The 13,579-nt window shown below is 67.2% G+C and carries 14 protein-coding genes; 8 read left to right on the forward strand and 6 right to left on the reverse strand.

Features of this window, described 5'->3' with window-relative positions:
* Positions 1-43: 43 nt before the first annotated feature.
* Positions 44-982, reverse strand: coding sequence for a LysR family transcriptional regulator (locus tag GVL12_RS05850; RefSeq protein WP_159911811.1), 939 nt, complete (start codon positions 980-982; stop codon positions 44-46).
* Between the two features lie 275 nt (positions 983-1,257).
* Here GVL12_RS05850 and GVL12_RS05855 point away from each other — a divergent pair, with 275 nt between their 5' ends.
* On the forward strand, positions 1,258-1,683 hold the full coding sequence (locus GVL12_RS05855; RefSeq protein WP_159911813.1) for a DoxX family protein: 426 nt from the start codon (positions 1,258-1,260) through the stop codon (positions 1,681-1,683).
* A 35-nt stretch (positions 1,684-1,718) separates the two neighbouring features.
* Here GVL12_RS05855 and GVL12_RS05860 read toward each other — a convergent pair whose 3' ends face one another.
* The 4 genes from GVL12_RS05860 to GVL12_RS05875 are packed head-to-tail and all read right to left on the reverse strand — an operon-like array spanning position 1,719 to position 5,894.
* Positions 1,719-2,480 carry a sulfurtransferase gene (locus tag GVL12_RS05860; protein ID WP_159911815.1) on the reverse strand — a complete coding sequence of 254 codons (762 nt, stop codon included), beginning with the start codon at positions 2,478-2,480 and terminating at the stop codon, positions 1,719-1,721.
* Positions 2,481-2,520: 40 nt separating this feature from the next.
* Positions 2,521-3,369 (reverse strand): MinD/ParA family protein, encoded by an 849-nt coding sequence (locus GVL12_RS05865; RefSeq protein ID WP_159911817.1) that lies wholly within the window; start codon positions 3,367-3,369, stop codon positions 2,521-2,523.
* Positions 3,370-3,379: 10 nt separating this feature from the next.
* A complete protein-coding gene (locus tag GVL12_RS05870) occupies positions 3,380-4,171 on the reverse strand; it encodes a GGDEF domain-containing protein (RefSeq protein ID WP_159911819.1) in 792 nt (263 codons plus the stop codon).
* A 16-nt stretch (positions 4,172-4,187) separates the two neighbouring features.
* Positions 4,188-5,894 carry a SulP family inorganic anion transporter gene (locus tag GVL12_RS05875; protein ID WP_200843524.1) on the reverse strand — a complete coding sequence of 569 codons (1,707 nt, stop codon included), beginning with the start codon at positions 5,892-5,894 and terminating at the stop codon, positions 4,188-4,190.
* A 156-nt stretch (positions 5,895-6,050) separates the two neighbouring features.
* Here GVL12_RS05875 and GVL12_RS05880 point away from each other — a divergent pair, with 156 nt between their 5' ends.
* The 4 genes from GVL12_RS05880 (at position 6,051) to GVL12_RS05895 (ending at position 9,050) form a co-directional block, all read left to right on the forward strand.
* On the forward strand, positions 6,051-6,524 hold the full coding sequence (locus GVL12_RS05880; protein WP_159911823.1) for a BON domain-containing protein: 474 nt from the start codon (positions 6,051-6,053) through the stop codon (positions 6,522-6,524).
* A 129-nt stretch (positions 6,525-6,653) separates the two neighbouring features.
* Positions 6,654-7,883: a PLP-dependent transferase gene (locus tag GVL12_RS05885; RefSeq protein ID WP_159911825.1), complete on the forward strand. Its 1,230-nt coding sequence runs from the start codon at positions 6,654-6,656 to the stop codon at positions 7,881-7,883.
* 118 nt (positions 7,884-8,001) lie between these two features.
* Entirely contained in the window at positions 8,002-8,802 is an 801-nt protein-coding gene (locus GVL12_RS05890) for a DUF2189 domain-containing protein (protein WP_200843525.1), read from the forward strand.
* Between the two features lie 56 nt (positions 8,803-8,858).
* The gene (locus tag GVL12_RS05895) at positions 8,859-9,050 is read left to right on the forward strand and encodes a hypothetical protein (protein ID WP_159911827.1); all 192 of its coding nucleotides are present in this window, start codon (positions 8,859-8,861) and stop codon (positions 9,048-9,050) included.
* Positions 9,051-9,063: 13 nt separating this feature from the next.
* On the opposite strand, the gene GVL12_RS05900 is transcribed toward GVL12_RS05895, so the two are convergent.
* Positions 9,064-9,726: an arylesterase gene (locus tag GVL12_RS05900; protein WP_159911829.1), complete on the reverse strand. Its 663-nt coding sequence runs from the start codon at positions 9,724-9,726 to the stop codon at positions 9,064-9,066.
* Between the two features lie 20 nt (positions 9,727-9,746).
* On the opposite strand from GVL12_RS05900, the gene GVL12_RS05905 reads away from it, so the two are divergent.
* The 3 genes from GVL12_RS05905 (at position 9,747) to GVL12_RS05915 (ending at position 13,529) form a co-directional block, all read left to right on the forward strand.
* Positions 9,747-10,430 (forward strand): ABC transporter ATP-binding protein, encoded by a 684-nt coding sequence (locus GVL12_RS05905; protein WP_159911831.1) that lies wholly within the window; start codon positions 9,747-9,749, stop codon positions 10,428-10,430.
* A gap of 281 nt (positions 10,431-10,711) precedes the next feature.
* Complete coding sequence (locus GVL12_RS05910) at positions 10,712-13,204, forward strand: bifunctional diguanylate cyclase/phosphodiesterase (protein WP_159911833.1); 2,493 nt, start codon at positions 10,712-10,714, stop codon at positions 13,202-13,204.
* On the forward strand, positions 13,197-13,529 hold the full coding sequence (locus tag GVL12_RS05915) for a YnfA family protein (protein WP_159911835.1): 333 nt from the start codon (positions 13,197-13,199) through the stop codon (positions 13,527-13,529). Before GVL12_RS05910 ends, GVL12_RS05915 begins: the two co-directional genes overlap by 8 nt.
* Positions 13,530-13,579 lie beyond the last annotated feature (50 nt).

The raw sequence follows: 13,579 nt of genomic DNA on the forward strand, positions 1-13,579 counted from the left end.
CACCGTGGACTGACTCTACACCCTTCGCGGGGGGGCGCAGGGCTCAAAGTTCCTGATGGTTTTCCAGCAAAGCCGCGCGTGTGGTCGGGTGGGCCAGCTTTTCAAGCCACCACTGGAGTGCGCGCCCGGGGCTCGCATGGCCCGACGTGGTCCAGGCATAGTGGGCGCGCAGCGTGCGCGCGGGACGCACGACGGAGCGCACCACCAGCCGCCCGCTGGCCGCATGTTCATGGACCATGCCCTGGGGCAGGAAGCCGTAGCCCAGGCCGCGCAGCATGGCTTCGACCTTGGCGGCCATGCTGTCCACGGTGAGCACCTGCTGGCCGCCGAGCAGGCCTATGCTGGTCGTGTCGCGCAAGGCGGAGTCGGCGACGGCGACCACGCGGTGCTGCAGCAGCGTGTCGTCGCTGATCGGCTCGGTCATCTGCGCCAGCGGGTGGTGGGGCGCGACGGCCAGGCAGAAGACCAGCTCGCCGAGTTCCTGCAGCTGTATGCCCGCGACATTGCTCGCGTTCACGGCAACGCCTATGGCCAGGTCGGCGCGTCCCGAACTCAGCACTTCGAGCGTTCCGCTCAATATGCCGTCACGCAGCTTGAGCCGCGTGGGTGGAGCAAGCGCATAGAAGGCCTCGACCAGATCGAACAGCGGCCCGCGCGCGAGCGCGCCGTCGGCCACGATGGTCAGCTGCGGCTCCCAGCCCGTGGCCACGCGGCGCACGCGGTGCGCGACGCTGTCGATGTCCTGCAGCAGGCGCGCGCCTTCGCGCAGCAGCTCCAGGCCTGCCTCGGTCGGTTGCGCCTGGCGCGAGCGCCGGTCGAACAGCAGCACGTCGAGCGCCTCTTCGATGTGGCGCACGCGGTAGGTGAGCGCGCTGGGCACCAGGCCCAGCGAACGCGCGGCGGCGGCGAAGCTGCCGGTGTCGGCAATCACCTGCAGCATTGCCAGGCTGTCGGGAGTCAGTGCGTCGCGGGGATTGGACATGGAGGGGCCGGGGTGTTCAAAGAATTTGAATGATGCCATCAATCCGGCTGCACCAGCGTCCAAGCCTGCGAGGCCCCGGGGAAAAGAGTGCGGCCCGCGGCGCGCGAGCTATCAATGGAACAAAGCTGACAGGCGCCGACGCGGCGCGTCACGACAATGAGGTCCATCGGATACGCGCGGCGGGCGATCGCGCCCCAGCGCCGCTGTCCGAATCGCGCGGCATGCAGCGGAATCCTCCGCTTCGACGCACACCGGGTGTTCTAGGAGGTATCGCTATGTGGACTTCGCTGCAAAATCCGCTGGCCCTCGCAGGTCGTATCCTGCTGGCCCTGCTGTTCATTCCCGCTGGCGTGGGCAAGCTCACGGGCTTTGCGGGGACCGTGGCCTACACTGCATCCGCGGGCCTGCCCATGCCGCAGGTCGCGGTGGCGCTGGCCCTGCTGGTGGAGATCGTCGCCGGCCTGGCGCTGCTGCTGGGCTGGCAGACGCGCTGGGCGGCGCTGGCCCTGGCCCTGTTCACGCTGGCCGCAAGCTTCTTTTTTCACAATTTCTGGAGCATGCCCGCGGAGCAGGCCGGGATGCAGCAGATGCTGTTCTACAAGAACCTCGCGGTGATGGGGGGCTTGCTGGCATTCGCGGCGTTTGGCGCGGGCGGGCTGAGCATAGACGCGCGCCGCTCCCTTTCACCCGCAGTACGCTAGAGCGGCCGAGCCGGCCAGGCGATGCGCTGGGGTTGCTATCCCGCCGAAGGGGGCAGCTCGCTGGTCGGCACGGTGTCCAGCGCCGGGTCGAGCACGCGGCGCTCGTCGAATACAAAGCAGCCGCCGCGGTAATGCGCGCCGTCGGTCTCCTCGAAATATTTGAGGATGCCGCCCTCGAGCTGGTAGACATGCTCGAGGCCTTGTTCGCGCATCAGGATCGCGGCTTTTTCGCAGCGTATGCCGCCCGTGCAGTAGCTGACCACGGTCTTGCCTTCGAGCTCGGCCTGGTGGGACTGCAATGCGGCGGGAAACTCCGTGAACTTGGCGATGCGCCAGTCAATGGCCGACTCGAACGCGCCGGCGTCGACCTCGAAGTCGTTGCGGGTGTCTAGCGTGACCACGGGCCGGCCTGCGTCGTCATGGCCTTGTTCAAGCCACTGGCGCAGCCGTGCGGGGCTGACCGAAGGCGCGCGGCCATGGGCCGGCTTGATGGCAGGATGGTCCATGCGGATGATCTCGCGCTTGACCTTGACCAGCATCTTGCGAAACGGCACATCGCTGGACCAGCTTTCCTTGGGCGCGAGGTCGGCGAAGCGTTCATCGGCGCGCAGCGCATCGACGAAGCCGTGCACTTGCGCGGGCGGGCCGGCGAGAAAGAAATTGATGCCTTCCTCGGCCAGCAGGATGGTGCCCTTGAGTTCGGCGGCCAGTGCGCGCGCCAGCAAGGTCTCGCGCAGCGCCTGCGCGTCGGGCAATGCCACGAACTTGTAGCAGGAAATATTGAGAATGTCAGTCACGGTAAACGCCTGGAATCAGGCCGTTGCGATGCGCGGTCGTTCAGACCGTCAGCATCGATTTGATCTTGTTGGCCAATTGTGCAACGGACAGCGCAGCCGCACAGCCCGGAGTGGCTTGCAGCAGCAACTGCCGGCGCATGACCGAGTCGCGCACCGCCGGGTCGGCGGGAATGTCGCCCATGTGGATCAGCCGCAGGGGCTGGCCTTCGGCCGTGGTCACGAAGCGGTTGAGCACCTGCTGCAATTGCCCGGTGATCGCGCGGCCATCGCCGGCGCGCACCGCCTGGTTGATGATCAGGCGCATGTGCTGGCGCTTTTGCTGGGTGGCGAGCACCTTGATCGCCGCATAGGCGTCGGTCAGCGAAGTCGGTTCGGGCGTGGCGACGATCATCACTTCGTCGGCCATGGAGACGGAAAACAGCACCACGTCGGAAATGCCCGCGCCGGTATCGAGCAGCACGATGTCGAAGCGCGGCGCCATGGCCTCGACGACCTGCAGGAACTTGGCGCGGATTTCGGGCGTGAGGTGCGAGTATTCGACCATGCCCGAGCCGGCGAGCAGCACCGAGAAGCCGCCGGGGCCGGCGAGCAGCGCATCTTCGAGCGCGGCCTTGCCGGTGAACACGTCATGCAGCGTGATCTTGGGAAACAGGTTCAGCACCACGTCGAGGTTGGCCAGCCCCAGGTCGGCGTCGAGCACCAGGACCCTGAGGCCGTGGCGCGTCAATGCGGCCGCCAGATTGGCCGAGACAAAAGTCTTGCCTACACCGCCCTTGCCGCTGGTGATGGCAATGATCTTGGCCCGATGCTGCGGGCGCGTGCGCACCGCTTCGCCCATCGGCGTGGTCGTGGGAATGGCGGGGTGGGAGGGCAGCACGGCTTCGCTCATCGCACTGCTTTCAACGGCCTGCGTCCGGCGTGTCCGTGGGGTCGGCCTGGATCACGTTCGATTGATCTGCTTCATTCGCATGAAGATACATGGACAGGGGGCCAAACAACATGCTTTTTTCTTCTGCACTCACGGTGCTGTCGGGTTGCTCTTCGATGCAGATACGGTTTCGGCCAGCGGATTTTGCCTGATAGAGCTGGTTGTCCGCGCGTTCGATCCACAGTTGCGTGGTGCTGCGGATCCATTGCAGGGCATAGGCGCCGCCAATGCTCACGGAGACATTCAGGTCCAGGGCCGGCGAGACGCGGATCGTGGTCGACTCGACCGCTTCGCGTATGCGCTCGGCGATGGAGCGGCCAAATGCTGCCTGGCACGAGGGCAGCACGATGGCGAATTCCTCGCCGCCGTAGCGCGCCAGGGTGTCCATGGGGCGCACGCAGCCGAGCAGCGTGCGGGCCACGGATTGCAGGACGATGTCGCCCGCGATGTGGCCATGGGTGTCGTTGATTTTCTTGAAATGGTCGATGTCGAGCATGAGCAGCAGTGCGGCTTCGCCCGACCGGGCCATGCGGTCGATTTCGCGCTCGAGCACGGTGCGAAAGTGACGGCGGTTGGCCAGGCCCGTCAGTGGATCGCGCAAGGAAAGGTCGCACAGACCATCAATCACTGCCTGAAGGTAGCGAGTGGGCGTCTCGTTGGGCAGCACCAGACTCGGCGCACCAGCCTGGGTTACCAGGCTGTGGGCCGTAGACAGGCGCAGGTCGCGCAGGAAGACAGATTGATAGGTCGCAGAACCAGTCACAAATTGCAAATCAGTGTTACGAGAGTGTATCAGCCCGCAGTGGTGTCTGCGGGGTTCGGAGATTGTGCAGCGCAGTCAACGCGAGCAGTGCTTCGGCGTCGGTGCGGTACAGCGCCAGATCGGTGCCGGCCTCCAGCGCACCGGCGCGCCGCAGGCTGTTTTCCACCGGCAGCTTGAGTCCACTGACGTGCAGTGTGCCACCACGCAGGCGCAGCAGTCCACGGATTCGCCGGAAAGTCTCTATCCCCGTGATGTCGATGCGGTTGATGGGCTGGGCCAGCAGGCACAGATGGCGCAGTTCCGGGTGGGCGCCCAGGTGATCGACGGTGCGCTGCTCCAGCGCGCGGGCCGACGCGAAATCGAGCTCGGCATCCATGCGCAGCACGAACACGCCCGGGGCCAGCGCGGGCAGCTGCCACAGGTGGCGGTCGCGCAGGCTGCCGTCGGCGTGCAGGCCCACTTCGATGATGCGCGGATGCAGGCGCTGGTAGAGGAAGTGGCACAGGCCCATCACGATGCCGGCGAGCACGCCCCAGTACAGGCGCGGCGCGGTGGCCAGCGTGAGCGCGCAGGTGGCCAGGCCTATGCTCGCTTCGGTGCGCGAAATGCGCCACAGGCGGAACATGGTCCGGGGCTTGATCAGGTTGAGCACGGCCGTGACGACGATCGCGGCCAGCGCCGACTGCGGCACATGGTAGAGCACCGGCGTGAGCCACAGCAGCACGATGAACACGAAGCCGATCGCAAACACCGTGGCCCAGCCGGTGCGCGCGCCGGCCATCAGGTTCACGGCCGAACGCGAGAAGGAGGCGCTGGTCGCGAAGCTGCCACACAGCCCGGCGCTGATCTTGGCCATGCCCTGGGCCAGCAGGTCCTGGTTTTCATTCCAGCGCGTGCCCGCGTTCTGGTGCTCGGCCTGGGCGCTCGAAGCCGTCTCGAGAAAGCTCACCAGGGAAATCACCAGCACCGGCATGATCAGCGCCGCGAACTCGCTGCTGTCGAGCCACTGCGGCCAATGCAGCGAGGGCAGGCCCGCGGGCAGCGTGCCGACCACGGCGCCGCCGCTGTCGGCAAAACCCAGGGCCCAGCTCAGCACGCCCGCGAGGCCGGCGACGACCATGGCCGCAGGAAAGCCCGCGCGCCAGCGCTTGAGCACCAGCAGCAGCACCACGCCGCCCAGGCCTATGGCCGCGGCGCGCAGATCGAAATGGTGCAGCGAGGGGCTGTAGAAAAATGCATTCCAGGTCGTGCGCAAACCGAGCAGCGCGGGCAGCTGGGACGCCAGGATCAGCAGCCCCGCGGCCTGGGTGAATCCATTGAGCACGGGCGAAGTCACGAGATTGAGCAGCCAGCCCGCGCGCAAGGCGCCGAGCGCGCATTGCAGCAGGCCGGACAGCAGCGCGATCCAGACCGCCAGGTTGACCCAGTGGGCACTGCCCGGCTCGGCCATCCCTAGCAGCGAAGCCCCGATGAGCAGGCTGGTCAGCGCGGTCGGGCCCACGCCCAGGCGCGGCGACGCGCTCCACAGCACGGCGATCAGCGCGGGAATCAGCGAGGCATAGATTCCGGTCACCAGCGGCATGCCCGCGAGTGCCGCATAGGCGACGCCCTGGGGCAGCAGCATCAGACCGACGGTCAGGCCGGCCCAGAATTCTCCGAGCAGCAACGCGGACGTGGGGCGGGGCCAGGCGAGAAACGGGAACCAGCGGGCAAGTTGAAGCATGACCCGCATTGTGCGACAGCGCGATGGCTGGTGCGGGCTAGGGAGGCTGTCCTACGCCTGCGTCGGCTGCTTCCCACGGGGCGGCATGCGCTGCCCGGTTTACATTTTCCTCACGAACAACACGCAGGGCATGCCTTGCCACAAGGGGAAACCAATATGATCCAGCCACACCAACGCATTCTTTCGATTCTGGCAGTCAGCGCTCTGGCGCTGGGCTTGGCCGCCTGCGGCAAGAAAGATGACCAGACCGCGGGCCAGCAACTCGACTCCGCGGTGGCCCGCACCGAGCAAGCCGCGAGCGACGCGCAGCTGCGTGCCGAAGAAGCGGCGAAGTCGGCCGGCACCCGGATTGAAGAAGGCGCGGCCAGGATGGGCGAGGCGGCCAGCAACGCTGCAAGCAGTGCGCTGGACGTCGCCGGCGACGCCACCACCACCGCCGAAATCAAGGCCGAACTGGTCAAGGACTCGGAACTGAGCGCGCTGCAGATCAATGTCGACACCCAGGGCGGCACCGTCACGCTCAACGGCACGGCGCCCAGCGACACCGCCAAGGCCCGCGCCGAGGACATCGCCAAGGCCGTCAAGGGCGTGGTCGCGGTCAACAACCTGCTGACCGTACAGCCCCAGTAAGTCACTGTACCGGGCGCGGCCAAGCCGTGCCCCGGCACGCGGGCATTCGGACCCTGTCCGTGGTTGCCACCGCCGAGCCGGTGGCTTTCTTGCGTTGGAAACCTGTTGGCGGGGCGCTACCATTGCCCCATGAACCAAGCCGCATACGATCTGACGACCGAACTGGTCCACCATTCCTATCAGCCGCCGGCCGACTTCGTGTCGTTGCTGCCCGCAGTGCACAAGGCTTCGACGGTGGTGTTCCCCAACGTCGCCGCCATGCGCGAACGCCGCTGGCTCGACAAGAGCAGCTATACCTATGGCCTGCACGGCACGCCCACGACCTACCAGCTCGAAGAGCGGCTGTGCACGCTCGAAGGCGGCAAGCAATGCCTGCTCGTGCCCAGCGGTCTCGCGGCGATTGCCTGTGTCTCGCTGTCGCTGCTCAAGGCCGGCGATGAAGTGCTGATTCCCGACAACGCCTACGGCCCGAACAAGTCGCTGGCCGAGGCCGAGCTGGTGCAATGGGGCATCACCCACGCGTATTACGACCCCATGAATCTGACCGATCTGGCGGCGCGCATCACCGAGCGCACGCGCCTGGTCTGGCTCGAAGCGCCGGGCTCGGTGAGCATGGAGTTTCCCGACCTGGCCGCGATGGTCGCGCTGTGCCGCGAGCGCGGCGTGATCTCGGCACTGGACAACACCTGGGGCGCGGGCCTGGCTTTCAGGCCTTTCGATCTCGACGGCGACGGCAGCCAGCGGCTGGGCGTCGATGTGTCCGTGCATGCGCTGACCAAGTACCCCAGCGGCGGCGGCGACGTGCTGATGGGCAGCGTGATGACCGTCAACCAGGCCCTGCACCTGCGCCTGAAGCTCACGCATATGCGGCTCGGTTTCGGCGTCTCGGGCAACGACAGCGAAACCGTGCTGCGCGCGCTGCCCAGCATCGCGCTGCGCTACCGCGCCCACGATGAAAGCGCGCGCGAACTCGCGCGCTGGCTGCAGCAGCAACCAGCGGTGGCGCAGGTGCTGCATCCGGCGCTGCCCGATTCGCCGGGCCATGCGCATTGGCGCAAATTGTGCGGCGCGGCCCATGCCGGCCAGGGCGCGGCAGCAGGCCTGTTCAGCGTGGTCATCGACCCGCGCCACAGCCAGGCGCAGGTCGATGTGCTGTGCGACAGCCTGCGGCTGTTCAAGCTCGGCTACAGCTGGGGCGGCCCGACCAGCCTGGTCGTGCCCTACGAGATCGGGACCATGCGCGCGCGGCCCTTGCCGCAACTGCAGCCGGGCACCGTGGTGCGCTTCAACATCGGGCTCGAAGCGCTCGAGGATTTGCGCGCCGATCTGGCGCAGGCGCTGGCCAAGGCATTCGGCTGATGCGTCCCTGTCATCTTGGTGATTGTCTGGATGGCAGGCGCGCGCCGGCGCGCTAAGGTGGTGCCGGTGCGCGCCGCGGTCCGCCGGGCCGGGCGTGCCTGCCGAAGGACGCATTGCCGTGGACATTTCGCCCGTACCGGTTCCCGCCGTGGCTTCAGGCCCCGAGCTTCGCCCGCTGCGCTGGGGTGATCCCTTTCGCTGGCTGGCGCTGGGCTGGCGGGATGTGCGCGCCGCGCCCGGCATTGCCTTGTTCTACGGCAGCTGCTTCTGGGCCATGGCGCTGCTCATGGGCTGGCTGTTTCGCTCGCGCCCCGAATATGTGATGTCGCTGGCCAGCGGCTGCCTGCTGCTCGGGCCGTTTCTGGCCATGGGCCTGTATGACGCCAGCCGCCGTCTGGAGGCGGGGCAAAGGCCTGCGCTGGGGGCTTCGGTCATGGCCTGGGACGCGCATATTCCCAGCATGGCGATGCTGGTGCTGGTGCTGGTCGTGCTCGAACTGCTCTGGGGCCGCGCGTCGATGGTGGTGTTCGCGGTGTTCTTCAATACCGGCATGCCCACGAGCGCCGGCGTGGTGCAGGCGGTGTTCAGTCTCGGGAACTGGGAGTTCCTGGCCGCGTACCTGCTGGTGGGAGGGGCATTTGCGACCATAGCGTTTGCGGGCATGGTCGTGGCGTTGCCGATGATCCTGGACCGCGACACCGACGCGCTGACGGCCTGCATCACCAGCGTGCGCGTGGTCGCCGCCCACACCGGCGTGCTGCTGCTCTGGGGCGTGCTGATCACGCTGCTGGTGGGCCTGAGTCTTTGGTGGACCTGGGGAGCGGGCCTGATGCTGATAGGGCCTTTGCTGGGCTGCGCGAGCTGGCACGCCTATCGGCACGCCGTGGCGCCCGTGCCGTCAACGCCACCCCAAGCCTGAACCGCAGCCCGATGGCTGGTACAGTAGGCGCAGCTTCAAATCAACGAAAGAGAACATTGGCAACACCCAACTACGGATACGAAAAACGGCAACGCGAGCTCGCCAAAAAGCAAAAGAAGCAGGAAAAAGAGCGCTCCAAGGAACAACGCAAGAGCGATGTGCCCGAGCATTCGGGCGCGACCTATGTCGCTCCCGGCAATGATCCTGCGCCGGCCGCGGATGTGCCGCCGCCCAGCGCTGGCAACTGATCCGCGCGGCCGCTCAGCGCAGCAAGGGCTGCAGGTGCGGCCAGACGTTCTCCAGCATGCGCGGATGCGCGGCGGCTGTGGGATGGATGCGGTCGGCCTGGAACCAGTTGACCGCGTCGGGCGCATCGGCAATGCCCGCGAGCAGGAACGGCAGCAAGGCCGCCTTGTTCTGCCTGGCGACGTCTGGGAACACGGCCGCGAAATCGCGGCCATAGGCGCTGCCATAGTTGGGCGGCACCTGCATGCCCAGTAGCAGCACCTTGGCGCCGCCTGCCTGGCTGGCGCGCGTCATGGCCTGCAGGTTGTCGCGCGTGCCGGACAAGGGCAGGCCGCGCAGTGCATCGTTGGCGCCGAGCTCGATCACCACCACCGTCGGCCGGTGTTGCTGCAGCAGACTGCCAAGCCGGGCGCGGCCACCCGCGCTGGTGTCGCCGCTGACGCTGGCATTCACCACGCGCACCTGCGGCATGCTTTTCGCCAGTCTTTGCTGCAGCAGCGCCACCCACCCCTGGCCCCGGGCCAGGCCGTATTCGGCGCTCAACGAGTCACCGACCACCAGGACCACAGGTTGTGGGGCGGGCGTGGCGGGCGCCGCGATGCCCGTGGCGCAGGCCGCCACAGCCAGCGCCGTCAACAGCCAGCGCCGCGAGGCGCTGGTGGATGGTTTCAATTTCATGGTATCCATTTCAGTTTGATATGCCCGCATCTCTTGTACCCCCTCTGCTCGAAATCGAACACCTTTCCAAGTCGGTCACGGATTCCACGGGGTCACTCGACATTCTGCGGGATATTCATGCGCGCTTCGAGCGTGCGGAAACCGTGGCCATTGTCGGCGCGTCGGGCTCGGGCAAAAGCACGCTGCTGTCGATTCTGGCAGGGCTCGATACCCCGACGTCAGGCACGGTCCGCCTCGAAGGCCAGGACCTGTTCGCCCTGAACGAAGACGACCGTGCGGCGCTGCGCGCGCAAAAGCTCGGTTTCGTGTTCCAGAGCTTCCAGCTGCTGGGCAATCTGACGGCGCTGGAAAACGTGATGCTGCCGCTCGAGCTGGCGGGACACGGCGATGCGCGCCAGCGCGCGCGGGAAATGCTCGAGCGCGTGGGCCTGGGCCAGCGCCAGGGGCATTACCCGCGGCTGCTGTCGGGCGGAGAGCAGCAGCGCGTGGCGCTGGCGCGGGCCTTCGTCGTGCAGCCGGCCGTGCTGCTCGCCGACGAACCCACGGGCAGCCTGGACTTCGCGACCGGCGAAACCATCATGCAGCTGATGTTCGATCTGAACCGGGAGCGCGGCACCACGCTGGTGCTGGTCACGCATGACCGCGCGATTGCCGCGCGCTGCGACCGCTGCCTGACCGTGGAGGCCGGCCGTCTGCTGGCCTAGCCCGTTCTGCGCCTGCCGACCGGCGGGCGACCATGTAACAGCAGCGGGCAAGCCCGGCGTCTGACTTGGAGCATGCCAAAAAACAGCTATGCTCGACGAGCTATCGGATTCATAGCTTCCCCGGAGCGGATTCCTGGATGGCTCAAGGCTTCAACATGATGTCAGCGCTTCTTCATCCGTTCGCCCTGAGCCTGTCTGAGGGCCTCTCTGGAGATTTGAAATTTACCCTAATCGTTTGACGTTGTGAGCCCTCGGGATTCCCACGGCGCGCTTATGTCCTCATGACCCTTCACGTTCCAGGCCTGTCGAAAAAGCATCGCATTTTTGTGCCGGGCTTGGCGGTGTTCGTCTTGGGAGCGTCGCTCAGCGGCTGGCTCGGCGTTGCCTTGATGCGCGCGCCGCACGAGGCCGCAGCCGTCAGCGCGGCCACGCCGGGGGCGGGGCTGGCGCCCAGGAATGAAGACCTGCGTACCGCGCCCGTGCTGGCGCCCGGCGCGTCGACGGACGCCGTGGTGCTGCGGGCCGCGGCAACGCCGGTGCGGCACCTGTTGCCCTGGCTGGTGATACTGGGCGGTGCGCTGGTGTCGCTGCTGCTCGCGGTCGCGACCGTCTGGCATATGCGCCGCCGGCGCTATGCCTGGGCGCAGGAGCGTGCGCTGGCCACCGCGCGCCACAGCGACCAGCGTATCCAGGCGCTGTTCAACCAGGCCGCCGTGGGCGTGGTCCAGATCGACGCGGAGACCGGCGCGTTCGAGCAGGTCAACGAACGCTACGCGAGCATCCTGGGCCTGCCCATCGAGGCCTTGCAGGAGCGCAAGTTCAGCGAGTTCATCCATCCCAGCGACCGCGCCCAGCATTTTTCGCTGATGCAGCGGCTGGGCCGCGGAGAAATACAGGAATACCAGTTCGAGCTGCGGCTGATCCGCAGCAACGCAGCCATCATCTGGGTCGAGGAAACCGCTTCCTCGATAGGCCGGGGCATGCGCGGCCAGTTGCTGAACCTCGGGGTGGTGCAGGATGTGACCGAGCGCCGCCGCCTCGAGCAGCACCACCGCGAAAATGAAGAGCGCCTGCGCGCGGTCCTGCAGCGCCTGCCCGTGGGCCTGGCCATCGTCAACGAAGCCGATGAAATCGTCTACCGCAACGACCGTTTCGTGTTCACCTGCGGCTACACCGAGCAGGACGCGGTGACCGTCGACGACTGGTGGGCCCTGGCCTATCCCGATGCCGACCTGCGCGCCAAGGCCTGCGAGCAATTGCGCGTGGCCAAGATGCGGGCCCGCGCGCTTGACGGCAGCATTGTGCACTCCGAATACCACATCGTCTGCCGCGACGGCACGACGCGCACGGTGGAAATCGGCGGGGTCGCGATGGACGGGCAGTACCTGATCACGCTCGAAGACCTGAGCCAGCGCAAGGCCGCCGAGGAGGAGATCCGCTACCTCGCGTTCTATGACCTGCTGACCCAGCTGCCCAACCGCCGGCTGCTGCTCGACCGGCTGCAGCAGGCGCTGGGCGCGGGCGCGCGCCGCCAGCGCTCGGGAGCGCTGCTGATGCTCGACGTCGACAATTTCAAGACCTTGAACGAAACCCGTGGCCACGACCAGGGCGATGCGCTGCTGCGCCAGGTCGCGACCCGGCTGCGCGAGACCGTCGACGTGACGCATACCGTCGGGCGCCAGGGCGGCGACGAATTCGTCGTGGTGCTCGAAGACCTGGGCGAGGACCCGGTGCAGGCGGCGGCCGTGGCGCAGGAAGTCGGCCAGGCCATCCTGCAGGCCTTGCGCCAGCCCTATGTGCTCGACGACGGCGAGGAGTGCCACGCGACCGTGAGCATGGGGGCGACGATTTTCCAGGGCCTGAACGACACCGTCGACGAACTGCTGCGCCGCGCCGACCTGGCCATGTACCAGGCCAAGAAGGCCGGTCGCGACACCCTGCAGTTCTTTGACCCGCGCATGCAGCAGGTGGTGCGCGAGCGCGCCACGCTCGAGCAGGACCTGCGCACCGGCCTGGCCCAGCAGCAGTTCGAGCTGTTCTACCAGCCGCAGGTCGAAGACGGGCGCGTCATCGGCGCCGAAGGGCTGCTGCGCTGGCGCCATCCGGGGCAGGGCTTCGTCTCGCCCGCGAACTTCATTCCGCTCGCGGAAGAAAGCGGACTGATCGTGCCGCTGGGCGAGTGGGTGCTCAACACCGCCTGCGCGCAGCTGGCCCGCTGGTCGCACGACCCGGCAATGGCCTCGCTGGTGGTGGCGGTCAATGTCAGCCCGCGCCAGTTCCACCAGGCGCAGTTCGTCGACCAGGTGCTCGCCGCGCTGGCGATCAACGGCGCGCCGCCGTCGCGCCTCAAGCTCGAACTTACCGAGGGGCTGCTGCTGACCGACATCGATGACACCATCGACAAGATGGTGCAGCTCAAGCAGCATGGCGTGGGCTTCTCGCTCGATGACTTCGGCACCGGCTACTCTTCGCTGGCCTATCTCAAGCGCCTGCCGCTGGACCAGCTCAAGATCGACCAGAGCTTCGTGCGCGACGTGCTCACCGACCCGAACGACGCGGCCATCGCCAAGACCATCGTCGCGCTGGGCACGAGCCTGGGCCTGCGCGTCATTGCCGAGGGCGTGGAAACCGAAGCCCAGCGCCTGTTCCTGCTCGACCACGGCTGCCACGCCTGGCAGGGCTACCTGCTGAGCCCGCCCGTACCGGTGGGTGCGTTCGAGACGCTGGTGCATGCCCAGCAGGCGCTCAGCGCCGCCCTGGGTCCAGATGCCTGAAATCAAGACTTTCCTACTGTTTGCAGCGACTGCCGTTGCCGAGATCGTGGGCTGCTACCTGCCGTGGCTGTGGCTGCGCCAGGGCCACAGCGCCTGGCTGCTGCTGCCCGCGGCCGCGAGCCTGGCCGTTTTTGTCTGGCTGCTGTCGCTGCATCCCGACGCTTCGGGCCGGGTCTACGCGGCCTATGGCGGCGTCTATGTGGCGATGGCGCTGGCCTGGCTCTGGCTCGTGGACGGCGTCGAGCCCACGCGCTGGGACCTGGTTGGCGCGGGCGTTGCGCTGGCCGGCATGGCGATCATCGCCTTCGCGCCGCGCGCGGGCTGAAGTCCCGGGCGCGCGCGGTATCATGCGGGCCTGTTCCACGAAGATGCAGC

Source organism: Pantoea sp. 18069 (genome assembly GCF_902706035.1).
Lineage (GTDB): Bacteria > Pseudomonadota > Gammaproteobacteria > Burkholderiales > Burkholderiaceae_C > Comamonas.

Excerpts from the sequence above, each read along its gene's own strand:
- GVL12_RS05850 (WP_159911811.1), bottom strand. The coding sequence starts at position 982 with ATGTCCAATCCCCGCGACGCACTGACTCCCGACAGCCTGGCAATGCTG.
- GVL12_RS05855 (WP_159911813.1), top strand. The coding sequence starts at position 1,258 with ATGTGGACTTCGCTGCAAAATCCGCTGGCCCTCGCAGGTCGTATCCTG.
- GVL12_RS05865 (WP_159911817.1), bottom strand. The coding sequence starts at position 3,369 with ATGAGCGAAGCCGTGCTGCCCTCCCACCCCGCCATTCCCACGACCACG.
- GVL12_RS05875 (WP_200843524.1), bottom strand. The coding sequence starts at position 5,894 with ATGCTTCAACTTGCCCGCTGGTTCCCGTTTCTCGCCTGGCCCCGCCCC.
- GVL12_RS05880 (WP_159911823.1), top strand. The coding sequence starts at position 6,051 with ATGATCCAGCCACACCAACGCATTCTTTCGATTCTGGCAGTCAGCGCT.
- GVL12_RS05885 (WP_159911825.1), top strand. The coding sequence starts at position 6,654 with ATGAACCAAGCCGCATACGATCTGACGACCGAACTGGTCCACCATTCC.
- GVL12_RS05900 (WP_159911829.1), bottom strand. The coding sequence starts at position 9,726 with ATGAAATTGAAACCATCCACCAGCGCCTCGCGGCGCTGGCTGTTGACG.
- GVL12_RS05905 (WP_159911831.1), top strand. The coding sequence starts at position 9,747 with ATGCCCGCATCTCTTGTACCCCCTCTGCTCGAAATCGAACACCTTTCC.
- GVL12_RS05910 (WP_159911833.1), top strand. The coding sequence starts at position 10,712 with ATGACCCTTCACGTTCCAGGCCTGTCGAAAAAGCATCGCATTTTTGTG.
- GVL12_RS05915 (WP_159911835.1), top strand. The coding sequence starts at position 13,197 with ATGCCTGAAATCAAGACTTTCCTACTGTTTGCAGCGACTGCCGTTGCC.